Below are 16,853 nucleotides of genomic sequence, written 5' to 3'. Positions count from 1 at the left end.
TCATAGTGGCTGTAAAGAAGGAGAATTATGAAAATTTAATGAAAGAATTAGAAGAAGTAGTTAGTCAAATGGAAAGTGGAGAGCTTTCTTTAGATAAATCTATGGAACTTTATGAAAAGGGAATAAAACTTAGTAATAAAGTTTACAAAATATTAAATGATGCAGAGGGAAAAATAAAGATACTTACAGAAGAAGGAGAAAAAGACTTCCTAGAAGATAAAGGAGAGCAATAGTTTATAACAGGAGGTGAGGTTTTGGATTTAAATTTATATAAAGAGGAAATAGATATATGGTTAGAGGAGTATTTTAAAGACAAGGGAACCTATAACAAAAGCTTATATGAAGCTATGGGTTATAGTGTAAATATAGGGGGAAAAAGAATAAGACCTATATTGGCCTTAATAACCTATAAAATATATAATAAAGAAGATTATAAAGATGCTCTTCCTATGGCTTGTGCAATAGAAATGATACATACTTATTCATTAATACACGATGACCTACCATGTATGGATGACGATGATTTAAGAAGGGGTAAGCCAACTAATCATAAGGTTTTTGGAGAAGGTTTAGCAGTTTTAGCAGGAGATGGACTATTAAATGAAGCTTTTAATATAGTATTAAAAGAAGGTTTAAAAAAAGGTGAAAGATGGATTAAAGCTGGATATGAAATAGGAAAAGCCTCTGGAGCCAATGGAATGATTGGAGGCCAGGTTGTAGATGTTTTAAACACAAATAAAAGTATAGACATTGAAGAACTTGATTATATCCATGAAAAAAAGACTGCGGCTTTAATAACAGCTTCTATAATGACAGGGGCAATTCTAGGTGAAGCTAGTGAAAAAGATATAACTGTTTTAAGGGAATTTGGTAATAAATTAGGCTTGGCTTTTCAAATAAAAGATGATATCTTAGATATTGAAAGTGATACAAAAAAATTAGGGAAAACTGTAGGAAAAGATAAAGAACAAAATAAAAATACCTTTGTTAAATTTTATGGATTAGAAAAATGCAAGAGTATGTGTAAAGATTTAACAAGTAGTTGCATAAAATTATTACAAAGTATTGATAAAGACACTAAAGAATTAGAAGAAATCACTTTATATTTATTAAATAGAGATTTTTAATTTAATACAAATTTTTTATTGATTGACTTTAATCTAAAAATAGGTTAAAATAATAAACCACTGACTTATTTAGTGAAAATTTATGATATTTTCTAATAGGAAAAGGTGGCACAGTATTCTAGTCAGGTAAGTATTTCTTGAAGGCGGGGCTAAAAATCCGCCAAAGGGCATATCGATGAAGCTTCTGGTGCTGGCTTATGACGCCCAGTTATGGGCTGGTGCTGGGAGTAAGAAGGCTGGGGCGGCCGCAATGGCATGCGCAACTGACCCTACCTTTGTGGAGACCATTAATTGTGTTTTAGGTTAGTCGCCTATTGTACGATAATGGATTAAACCTGCATTGTGGTTAAAAGCTATGTGCAGTGTAGCCTGCCTTGAGTGATATGGGGAGAGGTAATATCAACTTTAATCTTTGGCCAAAGATTAAAGCTCTTGGTTACTGAAACCCAGATTGCAAAAGAGGCTAGAGATTTACCTAACTGTCGAGGAAATCTCCTAGACTGTTCCATTTTATATGAAGTGAATTAAGGATTATAGTGCGGACTAAGTGGTAATCCAGTCCTACTTATTGGTAACATAGTAGATAGAGTATTAAAGGGAAACCGTCAAAATGGCGACATTTTGATTGCTCTATGGGAAATCCTACTGGACCTAAGCCGTAAGGTTTACTTAATTTACTGCCACTTTTTCCTAAAAATTATGGAGGATTTAATTGGATAAGATAGTTAAGTCGAATAATAAAAATAAGAAAAATGGTAAAGGAAATTCTAATAGTAAATGGATAATTACTATTATAGTTTGGACAATATTAATATCTGGAGGGGTAAGCCTTCTGTCTGATATGCTACTAAGAAATGTAAATATATTAGTAGCTTTTATTATATTAATTTTTATTATTTCAATAGGTGTAATTTTTGATATAATAGGAGTAGCGGTAACAGCTGCTGAAGAAAGACCTTTTCACGCAAGAGCTTCTAAAAAAGTTCCAGGGGCTAAAATAGCAGTTAAACTTATAAGAAATGCAGATAAGGTGTCAAATCTTTGCAATGATGTAGTAGGAGATGTTTGTGGAATAATAAGTGGTACTACAGGAGCTGTAATAGTTGCAAAGATTATGAAACAAACAAGCTTTTTAAATGTAACTTTGTTAACTGCCATTATTGGAGCTTTAATTGCAGCTTTAACTATAGGTGGTAAGGCCTGGGGAAAAAGTTTTGCAATAAAACAAAGTGAAATTATAATTGATAAGGTATCTAAAATAATTTATATTGTGAAAAAGGAACGATGATGATGATTAATACTCTTGATAGATACAAGGATGTTTATGATATAAAGAATATGTCTTTAGATGAATTAAATTTATTATCTAGAGAATTAAGAAATTTTATAATAGAAAGTGTTTCTGAAAATGGAGGGCATTTGGCTTCAAATTTAGGTGTAGTAGAATTAACATTAAGTTTATATAATGTATTTGATTTTTCTTATGATAAATTAATTTGGGATGTAGGACATCAATGTTACGTACATAAAATATTAACGGGGAGACGCAGTGGATTTAAAAATCTTAGAAAAATAAATGGATTAAGTGGATTTCCAAAGAAATGTGAAAGTGAATTTGACCATTTTGAAACAGGTCACAGTAGTACCTCTATTTCCAGTGCTTTAGGTATGGCAAGAGCTAGAGATTTAAAAGGAGAAGATTATAATGTAGTTGCTGTAATAGGAGATGGTGCTTTAACTGGAGGAATGGCTCTAGAAGCTTTAAATGATGTTGGGGATAATAAAACAAAATTGACAATAATTTTAAACGACAATCAAATGTCCATAGGCAAAAATGTAGGAGGACTATCTACATATTTAAGCAGTTTAAGAATAGATCCAAATTATAATAAGTTTAAAAAAGATATAGAAGGAGTTATTAAAAAAATTCCTAACATTGGAAAAGGCATGGCTAAAAATTTAGAAAAAGTTAAAGATGGAGTAAAACAAGTACTTGTACCTGGTATGCTTTTTGAAAACATGGGAATTAAATATTTTGGACCTATAGATGGTCATAATATAAAGCAATTAAGCAAAGTTATGGGAAAAGCAAAAAATATGGAAGAGCCTGTAATTATACATGTGGTGACTACTAAAGGGAAAGGATATAAATTCGCAGAACAAAATCCAGATAAATTTCATGGAATTGGGCCCTTTGATTATATGACAGGTTGCCCTAAAAAAAATAAAGGACTTACATATTCTAAAGCTTTTGGAAAAGCTATGATAGATATTGCTTCTAAAGATAAGAGAGTAGTAGCTATAACTGCTGCAATGAAAGATGGAACGGGATTAAATGAGTTTTTTAATAAGTTTAAAAATAGAACTTTTGATGTGGGAATTGCAGAACAACATGCTGTTACTATGGCAGCAGGTATGGCCACAGCTGGACTAAAACCGGTTTTTGCAGTATATTCTACATTTTTACAAAGGGCTTATGACCAAATATTACATGATGTGTGTATACAAAATTTACCCGTAGTATTTGCTATAGATAGAGCTGGGTTAGTTGGAGAAGATGGAGAAACTCATCAAGGAGTATTTGATCTTTCTTATTTATCTCATATGCCTAATATGACCATAATGGCCCCTAAATGTGTAGAAGAATTAGGTTTCATGTTAAATTGGGCATTAAAACAAGAATCCCCTATAGCTATAAGATATCCTAAGGGAGGAAGCAAGTTAAAATTAAATCCTATCAAAGACTTTGAAAAAGGCAAGTGGGAAGTTTTAAAAGGTAATGGAAATATTTTTATTATAGCTACAGGCAGAATGGTAGAGAAGGCATTTAATGTAAAAGAATCTTTAAAAGAAAAAAACATAGATATAGGTTTAATTAATGCAACATTTGTTAAACCTATTGATAAAGACATGTTAGATAAGTTGATAGATGAAGATAAAATTATAATAACTTTAGAAGATAACGTAATTTTAGGAGGATTTGGGAATCTAGTATTGAATTATGTAAAAAGTAGAGACTCAAATGTAAAAGTTGTTAATTTAGGTTTTAAAGATGAATTTGTACCTCATGGAAATGTAGAGGAATTATTTAAATTATATGGATTAGACGAAGAATCTATACTAAAAAAAGTTATGAATTTAATGTAGTTTATTTTAAAGGAGAATATTATGGCAGAAAAAAAACTTAGACTAGATTTATTGTTAGTTGAAAAAAATATTTTTACTTCTAGAGAAAGAGCTAAAGCTAGTATAATGGCAGGAGAAATATTTGTAGACGGAATTAGAAAAGATAAATGTGGAGAGAAAATTAATATAAATGCCAATATTGAATTTAAAGGAGATACTATGCCCTATGTAAGTAGAGGTGGATATAAATTAGAAAAGGCTATAAATGATTTCCATGTGAATTTAAAAGATAAAGTCTGTTTAGACATAGGAGCATCTACTGGTGGCTTTACAGATTGTATGTTACAGAATGGAGCTAAAAAAGTTTATTCCATAGATGTGGGATATGGTCAATTAGCATGGAAACTTAGAACAAATCCCAAAGTTGTATGTATGGAAAGGACAAATTTTAGACATATAAAATTTGAAGATATAGGAGAACATGCAGATTTTGCAAGTATTGATGTATCTTTTATTTCTCTAGAAAAAATAATTCCTGCTACAATTAACATATTAAATGATAAAGGAGAAATAGTGGCACTAATAAAACCACAATTTGAAGCAGGAAGAGAAAAAGTAGGAAAAAAAGGAGTAGTAAGAGAAAAATCTACTCATAAAGAAGTAATAGGGAAGATAGTAGATTTTGTTAAAATATTAGATTTAAAAATAAAGGGCATAAGTTATTCGCCTATTAAAGGACCAGAAGGAAATATTGAATATTTACTTTATATTACTAAGGACAGGGAGTACAGTGAAATATTTTCTAAGGAATTAATAGATGATATAGTAGATGTATCACATAAGGACTTAGACGAAAGGTAGATAATGCTATGAGATATATTGGGATAAATGTAAATACCAATAAAGATGTAAAAGGTGAGCTTTTAAATAAAATAGTAAATAAAATAAAAAATAGCTATAAAGATGTAGAAATTAGAGTTTATAAAGATTCTATAGGCCTTGAAAATGAGGAAACAAAGGATTTAGAAGTGGCAATTGTATTAGGTGGAGATGGAACAATTCTTAAAGCTGCTAAGCATTTAGTTAAATATAATGTACCTATCTTAGGAGTTAATATAGGGAACCTAGGATTTTTAACAGAAATTGAAAGCTCTAATTTTATTTTTGCTATTGAAAGTTATTTTGAAAATAAGTACTATATAGAGGAAAGAAACATGGTACAATGTACCATTGAATATAAAGGAGATAGAAAAGATTTTTATGGATTAAATGATGTAGTAGTTACAAAGGGGACTATAGGCAAAACTGGTAAATATGATTTGTATATAGATGGAAACTTTTATACTAAATTAAACTCCGATGGAGTTATAGTATCTACACCTACAGGATCTACAGCCTATTCTTTGTCTGCTGGTGGTCCTATAATTTATCCTACAATGGATGCATTGTGTTTGACTCCTGTATGTGGTCATTCTCTAAGAATTAGAAGTATTGTATTGAATCATAAAAGCATAATAAAAATAATTCCACAAAGTGAAAATGTAAATTTAACCGTAGATGGGGAAGAAATTAATTCTTTACAAAATACGAAAGAGTTTTTAATAACATCTTCTCCATATAAATGTAAATTAATAAAATTAAAAGGAGAACATAGAGATTATTATAGTATATTAAGAAATAAATTATACCTATAAAAATGAGAAGGTGATGCTATGAAAATAACTCGTCATGAAAAAATACTAGAATTAATTCAAAAAAAAGATATAGAAACTCAAGAAGAATTAGCAGAGGAACTTAGAAAAAGTGGTATAGAAATAACTCAAGCAACAGTTTCTAGAGATATAAAAGAACTAAAGCTAATAAAAGTGTTAGGAGAAAATGGAAGATATAAATATGCTGCTATAGCAAAAAATGAAAATGATTTATCGGATAAACTTGTAAATATATTTTCTCATTCTGTAATTAGCGTAGAAAGTGTAAATAATTTTGTTGTAGTAAAAACATTATCAGGTTCTGCTAATGCGGCGGCAGAAGCTATAGATTCTCTAAACTTTAAAGGGATTGCAGGTACATTAGCAGGAGATAATACTATATTTATCATGGCTAGAACTTCAGAACAAGCCTTTGAAATAGTTGAAAGGATGAAGAAGGTTATAAGAGAACAGGGGGTTTAAACTAGTGCTTCTACAACTAAATATAAAGAATTTTGCATTGATAGAGGAACTTAGTATTTCCTTTGAAAAGGGATTTAATGTACTTTCTGGTGAAACAGGAGCTGGAAAATCTATTATAATAGATGCTATTAACTATGTTTTAGGTGGAAAATTTAATAAGGAATTAATAAGAACAGGAGAAAATAAAACCTTTGTAGAAGCTATTTTTACTTTAGAAAATGAAATGTCTAAACAGGAACTTATAAATCAAGGTATAGATTATGAAGATTGGATAATAATAAGCCGAGAGAGTTTCCAATCAGGTAAGAGTATAACAAAAGTAAATGGAAGAAGTATATTAATTTCTCAATTAAAAAAAATAACAGAAACTTTATTGGATATACATGGACAACATGAGAATCAAAATCTATTGGATTCTTCTAATCATATAAATTATTTGGATTATTTTCAAGAAGAAGAAATAAAAAAAACATTAGAAGAGTATACTTTAATTTATGATAAAATTAAAGAAATAGAAAAAAAAATAAATGAACTCTCTGGTGAAAATAGCGATAGAGAAAAAATAGTGGACTTTTTAAAGTTTCAAATAGAAGAAATAAATAATGCAAAATTAAAAGAAGAGGAAGAAAAAGAATTAGAGGATAAATTTAAATTATTATCTAATTGTGAAAAGTTTACCAAAGTATTAAATTATAGCTATGAAATTTTAAAAAATGGAAGTGAAAGAAGTAATTCTGTAATAGATACTTTAGACTTAGTTATAAGAGAATTAGCTTCTATAGAGCAGGATATGAATGGTGTAGAAAAAATAAATAAATCTTTAGAGAATATATATTATATTTTAGAAGAAAATATAAATGAAATAAGAAATTTAAAAGATAATATATATTATGATGAAGAAGAACTTAATACAATAAATAGTAGACTTTATCAAATAGGAACATTGAAGAAAAAGTATGCACCAACTATTAGCGAAATATTACAATATAGAGATAAGTTAGAAAATCAATATGATGAACTTATACATAGTGAAAAAATAATTGAAGATTTAAATAAAAAAAGAGCAGTATTAATGAAGGATATTAAAAAGTAGCTTTAGAACTCCATAAAATTCGAGAACAAGGAGCTTTGGATTTAGAAGAAAAAGTAAAAAAGGAATTGGATTATATAGGTTTAGAAAAAAGCACTTTTAAAGTATCAGTAGAGTTAGTAGAAGAGCTTAAAGAAAAAGGTATGAATAGAGTTCTATTTTTAATATCAACAAATCCAGGTGAGCCTTTAAAACCTTTAGAAAGAATTGTTTCTGGAGGAGAACTATCTAGGATAATGTTGGCACTTAAAACCGTATTTGTTGATAAGGATAAAATTCCATCAGTTATATTTGATGAAATAGATACAGGAATAAGTGGAAGAGTAGCTCAAAGCGTAGCTGAAAAAATGTATTCCATATCTCAAAAACATCAAGTGTTTTGTGTAACCCATCTCCCACAAATATCTTGTTTTTCTGATACTCACTATTTAGTAAGTAAAAAAGTAGAAAAAAATAAAACCTATACTATTATAGAAAAGTTAGATAATATTGGGAAAAAACAAGAATTAGCTAAAATGATTGGAGGATCAGAAGTAACAGATTTAACTCTAAAACATGCTGAAGAGATGATATTTATGGCAAATAAAAAGAAACAAAGCTTAAAAATTTAAAAAAATAATGGAATAAAAATCTATAATATCTCTAAAGGTGGTATTATAGATTTTTAATTTACAAATAGTGTGATATGTATGCATAAATTTAGTTTATATAAGTAATTCTTGACGTGTTATGAAAACATTTTATAGCATAAGTAAGATAATATAAGGGCAACTTAAAATTAAATAAATAAAACAGGAGGTTAAAAAGCATGAAGAGAAATAAAGCTAAATTTGGATATTCTTTTTTATTATCCATCCTGTTAATAAGTTTAATTGCCCTTTCAATAAGGTTTTCTATGCCATCTACAGTTTTTGTAAGAGAAGGAGATATCTTTAATAATAAAATTTCAAAAATAGTAAATACTACTTATGAAGGTAGCAATAATGATTCTAAAAATAAAAATTTAAATGTAAATTTATTTGGAATATTAAAGATAAAATCTATTTCTGTAAATAAAGTACCAGCGGAATTGTCTGTATATCCTGGAGGACAGCCGATAGGAGTTAAACTTAATACTAAAGGTGTATTAGTTGTAGGATTAAGCGATTTAGAAGGGGAAAAAGGGAAAATTACAAGTCCTGCGGCTGTAGCAGGTATAGAATTAGGAGATAGTATATTAGAGATTAATGGAGAAAACATAGAAAGTGGAGAAAACATTTCATCTATAATAAGCAAAAGCAATGGAGAAGTATTAAAAGTAAAAGTAGAAAGAAAAGACAAAATAATAGAAAAAGAAGTAAAAGCTAAAAAAACTAAAGAAGGAAATTACAAAATAGGTCTTTGGGTGAGAGATTCAACTACAGGAGTGGGAACTTTAACTTTTTATGATGATAAAACTAAAACTTTTGCAGCATTAGGTCATCCTATTACTGATATAGATACAGGTGTTACATTAAAAGTAGATAAAGGAGAGATTGTACCTTCTTCTATAATATCTATTAAAAAAGGATTAAAAGGGAATCCTGGAGAATTAAAAGGTATATTTTTAGATGATAAGGATCCTATAGGAAATATAAAAAACAATACAGAATGTGGTATATTCGGTAATGTAAATAATAATATAATCTATGATTATAATAGAAAAATGAAAGTTGCTCTAAGAGATGAAATAAAAGAAGGCCCTGCGTATATTTTAACTACTATACAAGGAGAAAGACCTAAAAAGTATAGTATTAATATAGAAAAATTATTACCGCAAGGAGAAGCAGGTCCTAAAAGCATGCTCATAAAAGTAACAGATAAAGAATTATTAAATAAAACTGGTGGAATAGTTCAAGGCATGAGTGGAAGTCCTATTATACAAAATGATAAAATAGTAGGTGCAGTTACTCATGTATTAATAAACAAACCAGATACTGGATATGGTATATATATTGAGTGGATGTTAAGGGATTCTAATATAATTGACAGATAATAAAATAATTGAACAGTAAAAAGGACTTAAATAATAAAAAGTCCTTTTTACTATTTATAAATCCCTTTTATTCTATTAGTGTAAAAATTTTCTTAAATAAAAAGGATTTAACTTTGTTTTGTCGAAATAATTATTTGTTAGGATATGGAATAATTTTGCGGAGGGGAGTAGGATTTATGGAAAATTCAAAGATTAATATAGTTATTGCAGATGATAATAAGGAATTTTGCAATATATTAAAGGAATATCTCTCAAGCCAAGAAGATATTGAAGTAGTGGGTGTGGGAAAAGATGGAGTAGAAGCAATAAAATTAATAGAGGAAAAGAAACCAGATTTAGTAGTACTAGATATAATAATGCCTCATTTAGATGGACTGGGAGTTTTAGAAAAGTTAAGTTCAATGGCTTTAGATTATGTGCCAAGAGTTATAATACTTTCTGCTGTAGGACAAGATAAAATAACTCAAAGAGCAATAAATTTAGGAGCAGATTATTATGTGGTAAAACCTTTTGATATGGAAATTTTTGTGAAAAGAATAAGACAAATGTTTAATAATACTATATCAGGAGAATCTGTTAGAATAAATAATATGCCAGTATTACAAAGTACAAGCATTGAAATCAATAAAAAAGAAGAACCTTTTGATTTAGAAACAGAAATAACTAATGTAATACATGAAATTGGTGTTCCTGCACATATAAAAGGATATATGTACCTAAGAGAAGCTATCACTATGGTAGTAAAAGATATGGAATTATTATCAGCAGTTACAAAAGAATTATATCCTTCTATAGCTAAAAAATATAATACTACTGCTAGTAGAGTAGAAAGGGCAATAAGACATGCTATTGAGGTAGCTTGGTCTAGAGGACAAATAGATACCATTAATAAAATATTTGGATATACCATTCACAATGATAAAGGTAAACCAACAAATTCCGAGTTTATAGCTATGGTAGCTGATAAATTAAGACTTAAAAATAAGGTAAGCTAGGAAAATAATTCATATATGTATAGAACTTCTTTATTGATGGGGAAATAAAGAAGTTCTATTTTTATGGAATAATTTAAATAAAAGTTGAAAAATTTAAAAAGAGAGGATATAATGTTTAATTGTTAAAATAAATACTAAATATAGTCGCATTATGAACACAGAAATTATTTTAATAATTAACTTTCATATAAGGAGACGATATTATGAAAAACAGAACAATTAAAAAAACACTAATAATATTTATAATTTTATGCGTTGTGGCGCCTTTAACTGTTATTTCAGTAGTAAACTCTATGTATCAATTTCAAAACATTAGAGAAAATTTTAAAGAAACAGTAACACAGACTATGCATACATTATCAGGAGATATAACAGATTTTAAAAATACTAACAGTGAAGTTATTAACCAACTTTCTAGCGATTATAGTTCAAGAACATTAGTTAGTGATAAAAATAGTGAAAAATTACTTCAAAATAATTTAAACAACGTGGTTAAAAACCATAAGGATGTATGTGTTACATATTTAGGACAAGCCACTGGAAAACATCATACCACAGATAAAGTAGATGAAAATTACGATCCAAGAAAAAGACCTTGGTATACAAGTGCTATGAAGGATGTAGATAAGGTTATTATTACAGAACCCTATGAAGACGTAAATAAGAAGGGAAGTTTTGTTATAACTTTTGCAAAATCCGTTAAAGATTTATCAAATAAGCCTATAGGAGTAGCTGGTATAGATATAGAGCTTAAAGATTTATTTAATAAAGTAAAAAATATAAAAATAGGAGAAGGGGGATTTGCAGTACTTATAGATAATAATGGAAAAATATTAGTTGCTAAAGATAAAGAGGCAGTAGGGAAAAATATAGGAGATATTCAGTGGGCAGCTAATATTATAAAAGATGAAAAAAGTGTTTCAACTACGGATATAGATGGAGAAAAATATTATGCCTGTAAAACACAAAACAAAGATACTCTCTGGCATATAGTAACTCTTATTCCAGAAAAAGAACTAAAGGATAAATTATTCAAAGCTAAAATAACTAATATTACTTTAAGTTTAGTATTTTTAGGTATAAGTTTGTTAATTGCTTTTGCATTTTTAAAAAGGATTTCTAAACTTATAAAGGATACAACAAAGATTATGAACAATTTTGGACAAGGAGATTTTTCACAAAAAATAGAAGAAAAAGATAGAGATATTGTAGAAGTAAAAATTATAAAAAATTCTATAAATAAAATGATAGAAAATATATCATCTTTAATATATGAGATAAAAGATACTTCAGATAAATTAAAGACATCTGCAGAAGATCTAGCTGTTATAACGGATCAAGGAAGTTCTGCAGGAGAAGAGGTTGCGGAAGCTGTACAGCGTATTGCTGAAGGTGCCTTAGAACAATCTAAAACCTTAGAAGATAGTGTCAATTCCATAAACAAGTTAAAAGATGAAATAGAAATATCTCTTGAGAATGCAAATATTATGACTTCATCTTCAGAAAAAGTGTCTTTAGAAGTTGAAAAGGGTAATGAAGTAGTAAATAAATTAAAGAATAATTTTAATCATAATATAAAGTCAAATAATGCATTATATGAAGAAATTTTTAGTTTAGAAGAAGAAATTAAAAATATAATGTATATGGCAAATACCATACAAGATATTACAGAACAAACAAATCTTCTAGCTTTAAATGCATCTATTGAAGCTGCACGAGCAGGAGAAGCAGGAAAAGGTTTTGCAGTAGTAGCTAAAGAGGTAAGGAATCTGGCAGAACAATCCTCAAGTGCAACAGATACTATAAATAAAGTATTAAGTAAAATTGAAGCTAGAGTTAAATCTATAACTTCAAATATAGAACAAGAAAAGAAATTAGATGATGTAACTAAAGAAAGTGTACAGATTACAGAAGCATCTTTTAAAAATATTTCTGATTTAATAATTGGTTTAAATGAAAATATAGAAAAAACATTTAATTCATTAAATAATATAGATAATATAAAGGAAGAAGTTACTACTAAAATTGAGAGAATATCCTTTGTATCTGAAGAAACAGCAGCAAGTACACAACAAGTGAGTGCTTCAACAGAAGAACAATCTTCAGGTCTTCAGGAAATAGCATCTTCTGCTGAAATTCTCAAGAATTTATCAGACAATATAAAAGAATTAGTGGAAAATTTTAAAACTATATAAATAAAATAAAACTGTTGGTATTATTACTGACAGTTTTATTTATATAAGCTATTGATTTTTATACAATTAAATGATATAATAAATAATTGTGTAATTTTATAATTAAGAGGTGGTTTATTGAACTATATAATACTATTTATATTAAAACTATTGGATTGTACCATATCAACATTTAAAACATTCTTTATGATAAAAGAAAGATATTTAATATCATCATTGTGTAATGCTATATCTCAATTCTTTTATCTTACGCTATTGGTAAAGGTAGCGAAGAACAATTCTATTGCAGGAATAATTATAATTTGTATGGCAACCTTTTTAGGATCCTATTTTCCTATGAAAAAAACAAATAAGGATAAAATATGGATATATAATATAATTGCAAATTCACAGGAAGAAAGTAAAGAGTTAGCAGATATTTTAAGGGAATGTAATTTAGATGTATATACTAATAAAGGATATAACCTTGATATAGATAAGATATTAGATGTAAAAGTAATTTCTAATAGTAGAGATGATAGTAGAATAATAGAAAATCTGATACCGATAAATGTAACGTATCATGTATTAGAAAGTAAGAAAGTTAGTTTCTAAAAGTAGCCTTAAAGGGCTTTTTTATTTTAAATAATTACATTCTAAAAGGGGCTGTCTCAGAATAAAATTTTGAGACAGCCCTTATTTAATTATTTAGGCATTATTCTTCTAAAAATTTCTTCTATTTCAGTTCCAAATTCAGAAAGAGGTTTACCTTCTTTTATGCCAGTTACTATATTAGAGAGTCTATTAAAAATATCTGGATCAGCAGAAACTGCCACAGTTTTTATTTCTTTATCTGCTTTCTTGGCAGTGCTCTCTACTTTAGATTTAAGTTCATCTGTAATTTTACCTTCAGCAGTATTTTCTATGTCTACTCCAATTAAAGCTCTTTCATCTGAAATTACTACATTTGCACTTTTAATTCCATCTATTTTTACAACTTCATCTGCAATTTTAGTTGCCCTTTGGTATAGATCGCCATCATTAGTATCTTTGGTAATATTATTTTTAGTATTGTCATTTTCTTTCATGTCATTATTTTTTTCTACAGTATTATTAGAAGGAGGTGCAACATCTTTGTTCTTAGCAGTGTTATTATTAGGTGTACATCCTCCCACAGTAGTTAAAAAGAATACAGATAAAAGCAAACTAATTGATTTAGCTTTTATATTTCCTTTCATAATTATCACCTCAATAGTAGTATGCACAAAATAATTTAAAATATAAAATATTTCATATACCTAAGATTAAAATCATAAATATAAATGAAAGAATAAATAAAAATAAAAATAAACTACATAGCTTAGGAGGAAAAGTATGTTAAAAGATAAGATTTATAATAGCTTAGCTGATCATTTTCATGAAAATTTTTGGATATATGTTATAACGCTGCTTTTTATTTTTATAGGAGTGGTTTTGGGTATTTATAGTGTTAAATACATTAATTCCGTACATTCCAATGAGCTTTCAAGTTATTTTAATAATTTTATAAACTACATAGAAAATAATAATATAGAATATAAAACTGTGTTTTACCAGATATTAAAAAATAATATACCGACTATTTTTATTATATGGTTTTTAGGTATGACTTTAGTAGGACTTCCTGGTATTTTAATAATGGATATTTTAAAAGGATACACTTTGGGATTTACCATAAGTTTTTTAATAAATAGTAATGGCATAAAAGGCATTTGGATGGTACTTTTAGCTTTAGTACCTCAAAATATAATATATATATGTTGTATTTTAGTAGCCTCGGTGTTAGCTATGGATTTTTCTTTAAACTTTATAAAAGAGAGAGTAAATAAAGTATTTACTCAGAGTTTAGGAATAAGAATATTATATTATTCGTTATCCTTTGTATTTATAATAAGTGTTATGTTTGTGGGATTCTTTATGGAAACTTATATAACACCTAGCATAATGAAAATACTATTTTAAAATAAGGAAGGATTGGGATATTTTTAAATGAATTGTATTGAAAATAAAACGGAGTACATAAAATTTTTAGGATACTTGCTTAAATCATTTTTGATATTATTAATATTTGGAGAAGTTTTACCTAAATTATTGGATTATATATTATTTATTTACTTAAGACAAAAAAATATTCATAACGATAGTATCTTAGTACAAAATATATTATCAAAAAATGGTAATATATTAAAGAATTATATTTATATATTTCATGAATTTTTGAAAATATAGAGGTTTTTCCAAAATTTTGTTGAATTATATAATATAGATAGTAAATATATTTGAGGGGTATGATAAAGTGAATATAAGAACTAGAGATGAACTAATTAATAAATATATTAGCTACCTTATGAATAAAGGTTTAAGCAAAAATACTTTAGATGCTTATATTAGAGACATAAATAGGTTTTTAGAATTTTTAAAAGAAAGAAAAGAAAATATATTAGAGGTAGAAGAAGTTACAATAATGGCATTTGTTCAATTTTTACAAAAGAGTAGGAAGGCTAACTCCTCAATTGTGAGAAATATAGTTTCTATTAGAAATTTTTATAAGTTTTTATATAAAAAAGGTTATATAGATGAAGATCCAGTTATAAATTATGAAATACCAAAAGTTAAAAGAAATATACCTAAAGTACTAACTGTAGAAGAGGTAGATATTTTATTGAATGCACCAGATATTTCTAAAGAAAAAGGTATAAGAGATAAGGCAATGTTAGAAGTTATGTATGCTACAGGGGTTAAAGTTACTGAACTTTTAAATATGACGGTATTTGATGTGAATTTAAAACTTTCTTATATAAAATGTACAGGAAGTAAAGATAAAGAAAGAATTATTCCAATTGGTTCCTATGCAGTAAAATGTTTAGATGATTATTTAAGGATCAGACCTAATATTAATATATATAATTTGGATTATTTATTTTTAAATTTAAAAGGCACTCAAATGACAAGACAAGGTTTTTGGAAAATAGTTAAGAAATATGCTAAAATATCAGGTATAAAAAAGTCTATAGATTCATATACTTTAAGACATTCTTTTGCAGTACATCTTTTGCAAAATGGAGCAGATATAAAATCAGTACAAGAACTTTTAGGACATAGTGATTTAGCGGCTACTCAAATCTATTCAACTATATCTAAAAAAAGTAAAATTGCTGAGGTTTATAGAAAAGCTCATCCTAGGGCTTAAGTATATTGGTTACAACAAAGGAGGAAACAGTATGAATTTAGAAAAAATATTAGAAAGTGTTGAATTTGTAAAAAGCGAAATAAACATTACACCAGAAATAGGAGTAATATTAGGTTCTGGCTTAGGGGATTTAGCTGAAGAAATTGAAGACAAAGTAACTGTAAAATATGAAGATATACCTAATATGCCAAAATCAACAGTGACTGGTCATAAGGGTCAATATGTTTTTGGAAAATACAAAGGAAAAAATGTGGTAATGATGCAGGGAAGAATTCATTATTATGAAGGACATCCTATGGAAATATTATCTTTACCAATTCATATAATGAAATACTTGGGAGCAAAGACTTTATTGGTAACAAATGCAGCAGGTGGTGTAAATGAGAGCTTTAATCCAGGAGATCTTATGATTATAACAGATCATATAAATTTAGCTTTTAATAATCCATTAATAGGAGAAAATAATGAAAAGATAGGACCAAGATTTCCAGATATGAGCAATGTATATGATAAAAATTTAGTCAAATTAGCTGAAGATACTGCAAAGGATATAAATGTAGACATAAAAAAAGGAGTTTATTGCATGATGACAGGTCCTACTTATGAAACGCCAGCAGAAGTTAGAATGGTAAGAATATTAGGTGGAGATGCTGTAGGTATGTCTACAGTACCGGATGCAATAACAGCAAAGCACTGTGGTATGAAAGTTTTAGGAATATCCTGTATAACTAATATGGCAGCAGGAATTTTGGATCAGCCTTTAAATCATAAAGAAGTTATAGAAACTTCAAACAAAGTTAAAAATATATTTATAAATCTTGTAGGAAATATAATAGAAAGAGTTTGATTAATGAACAATTAACAATGAATAATGAACAATTAAGGAGATTTTTCTTCGCTTTGCTTTGAAAAATTTTAATTTTG

15 protein-coding genes and 1 pseudogene are annotated in these 16,853 nt (G+C 27.7%); 15 read left to right on the top strand and 1 reads right to left on the bottom strand.

Annotated elements, in window-relative coordinates; all coding sequences use genetic code 11:
- Window positions 1–5 precede the first annotated feature (5 nt).
- From CKV72_RS06505 to CKV72_RS06445, 12 genes and pseudogenes are all read left to right on the top strand, one after another.
- The gene (locus tag CKV72_RS06505) at window positions 6–233 is read left to right on the top strand and encodes an exodeoxyribonuclease VII small subunit (protein WP_089865003.1); all 228 of its coding nucleotides are present in this window, start codon (window positions 6–8) and stop codon (window positions 231–233) included.
- Between the two features lie 21 nt (window positions 234–254).
- Window positions 255–1,127, top strand: a complete 873-nt coding sequence (locus CKV72_RS06500; protein ID WP_089865007.1) for a polyprenyl synthetase family protein — start codon at window positions 255–257, stop codon at window positions 1,125–1,127.
- Window positions 1,128–1,839: 712 nt separating this feature from the next.
- Complete coding sequence (locus tag CKV72_RS06490) at window positions 1,840–2,415, top strand: hypothetical protein (RefSeq protein ID WP_089865009.1); 576 nt, start codon at window positions 1,840–1,842, stop codon at window positions 2,413–2,415.
- Window positions 2,416–2,417: 2 nt separating this feature from the next.
- Window positions 2,418–4,274: a 1-deoxy-D-xylulose-5-phosphate synthase gene (gene dxs, locus CKV72_RS06485; RefSeq protein ID WP_169712352.1), complete on the top strand. Its 1,857-nt coding sequence runs from the start codon at window positions 2,418–2,420 to the stop codon at window positions 4,272–4,274.
- 21 nt (window positions 4,275–4,295) lie between these two features.
- On the top strand, window positions 4,296–5,114 hold the full coding sequence (locus tag CKV72_RS06480; RefSeq protein WP_095177807.1) for a TlyA family RNA methyltransferase: 819 nt from the start codon (window positions 4,296–4,298) through the stop codon (window positions 5,112–5,114).
- Between the two features lie 8 nt (window positions 5,115–5,122).
- Entirely contained in the window at window positions 5,123–5,947 is an 825-nt protein-coding gene (locus CKV72_RS06475; protein WP_095177806.1) for an NAD(+)/NADH kinase, read from the top strand.
- An 18-nt stretch (window positions 5,948–5,965) separates the two neighbouring features.
- Window positions 5,966–6,427 carry an arginine repressor gene (locus tag CKV72_RS06470; protein ID WP_089865022.1) on the top strand — a complete coding sequence of 154 codons (462 nt, stop codon included), beginning with the start codon at window positions 5,966–5,968 and terminating at the stop codon, window positions 6,425–6,427.
- A gap of 4 nt (window positions 6,428–6,431) precedes the next feature.
- Window positions 6,432–8,128, top strand: a pseudogene (gene recN / locus CKV72_RS06465) (DNA repair protein RecN).
- A gap of 197 nt (window positions 8,129–8,325) precedes the next feature.
- Window positions 8,326–9,531: a SpoIVB peptidase gene (gene spoIVB, locus CKV72_RS06460; RefSeq protein WP_089865028.1), complete on the top strand. Its 1,206-nt coding sequence runs from the start codon at window positions 8,326–8,328 to the stop codon at window positions 9,529–9,531.
- A gap of 176 nt (window positions 9,532–9,707) precedes the next feature.
- Window positions 9,708–10,526, top strand: a complete 819-nt coding sequence (gene spo0A / locus CKV72_RS06455; RefSeq protein ID WP_095177805.1) for a sporulation transcription factor Spo0A — start codon at window positions 9,708–9,710, stop codon at window positions 10,524–10,526.
- A 203-nt stretch (window positions 10,527–10,729) separates the two neighbouring features.
- Window positions 10,730–12,721, top strand: a complete 1,992-nt coding sequence (locus tag CKV72_RS06450) for a methyl-accepting chemotaxis protein (RefSeq protein ID WP_095177804.1) — start codon at window positions 10,730–10,732, stop codon at window positions 12,719–12,721.
- Between the two features lie 117 nt (window positions 12,722–12,838).
- Window positions 12,839–13,315: a hypothetical protein gene (locus tag CKV72_RS06445; protein ID WP_089865036.1), complete on the top strand. Its 477-nt coding sequence runs from the start codon at window positions 12,839–12,841 to the stop codon at window positions 13,313–13,315.
- An 89-nt stretch (window positions 13,316–13,404) separates the two neighbouring features.
- Here the strand turns inward: CKV72_RS06445 and CKV72_RS06440 are convergent, their stop codons facing one another.
- Window positions 13,405–13,938: a YhcN/YlaJ family sporulation lipoprotein gene (locus CKV72_RS06440; RefSeq protein ID WP_095177803.1), complete on the bottom strand. Its 534-nt coding sequence runs from the start codon at window positions 13,936–13,938 to the stop codon at window positions 13,405–13,407.
- Window positions 13,939–14,074: 136 nt separating this feature from the next.
- On the opposite strand from CKV72_RS06440, the gene spoIIM reads away from it, so the two are divergent.
- The 3 genes from spoIIM to CKV72_RS06420 all read left to right on the top strand — a co-directional run bounded on the left by spoIIM (window position 14,075) and on the right by CKV72_RS06420 (window position 16,776).
- Window positions 14,075–14,701 carry a stage II sporulation protein M gene (gene spoIIM, locus CKV72_RS06435; RefSeq protein ID WP_095177802.1) on the top strand — a complete coding sequence of 209 codons (627 nt, stop codon included), beginning with the start codon at window positions 14,075–14,077 and terminating at the stop codon, window positions 14,699–14,701.
- Between the two features lie 385 nt (window positions 14,702–15,086).
- A complete protein-coding gene (xerD, locus tag CKV72_RS06425; protein ID WP_202192219.1) occupies window positions 15,087–15,929 on the top strand; it encodes a site-specific tyrosine recombinase XerD in 843 nt (280 codons plus the stop codon).
- Between the two features lie 31 nt (window positions 15,930–15,960).
- Complete coding sequence (locus tag CKV72_RS06420; protein WP_095177799.1) at window positions 15,961–16,776, top strand: purine-nucleoside phosphorylase; 816 nt, start codon at window positions 15,961–15,963, stop codon at window positions 16,774–16,776.
- Window positions 16,777–16,853 lie beyond the last annotated feature (77 nt).

This window comes from Clostridium cochlearium (genome assembly GCF_900187165.1).
GTDB classification, from domain to species: Bacteria; Bacillota; Clostridia; order Clostridiales; family Clostridiaceae; genus Clostridium_G; species Clostridium_G cochlearium.
Note: the sequence above shows the minus strand (reverse complement) of the source record. Positions and strands in the feature narration are given on the sequence as shown.

Bases quoted from the DNA above. Each gene is read 5' to 3' on its own strand.
- CKV72_RS06420 (WP_095177799.1), top strand. From the start codon at position 15,961: ATGAATTTAGAAAAAATATTAGAAAGTGTTGAATTTGTAAAAAGCGAA.
- CKV72_RS06475 (WP_095177806.1), top strand. From the start codon at position 5,123: ATGAGATATATTGGGATAAATGTAAATACCAATAAAGATGTAAAAGGT.
- dxs (WP_169712352.1), top strand. From the start codon at position 2,418: ATGATTAATACTCTTGATAGATACAAGGATGTTTATGATATAAAGAAT.
- xerD (WP_202192219.1), top strand. From the start codon at position 15,087: ATGAATAAAGGTTTAAGCAAAAATACTTTAGATGCTTATATTAGAGAC.
- spoIVB (WP_089865028.1), top strand. From the start codon at position 8,326: ATGAAGAGAAATAAAGCTAAATTTGGATATTCTTTTTTATTATCCATC.
- CKV72_RS06450 (WP_095177804.1), top strand. From the start codon at position 10,730: ATGAAAAACAGAACAATTAAAAAAACACTAATAATATTTATAATTTTA.
- CKV72_RS06470 (WP_089865022.1), top strand. From the start codon at position 5,966: ATGAAAATAACTCGTCATGAAAAAATACTAGAATTAATTCAAAAAAAA.
- spo0A (WP_095177805.1), top strand. From the start codon at position 9,708: ATGGAAAATTCAAAGATTAATATAGTTATTGCAGATGATAATAAGGAA.
- spoIIM (WP_095177802.1), top strand. From the start codon at position 14,075: ATGTTAAAAGATAAGATTTATAATAGCTTAGCTGATCATTTTCATGAA.
- CKV72_RS06440 (WP_095177803.1), bottom strand. From the start codon at position 13,938: ATGAAAGGAAATATAAAAGCTAAATCAATTAGTTTGCTTTTATCTGTA.
- CKV72_RS06480 (WP_095177807.1), top strand. From the start codon at position 4,296: ATGGCAGAAAAAAAACTTAGACTAGATTTATTGTTAGTTGAAAAAAAT.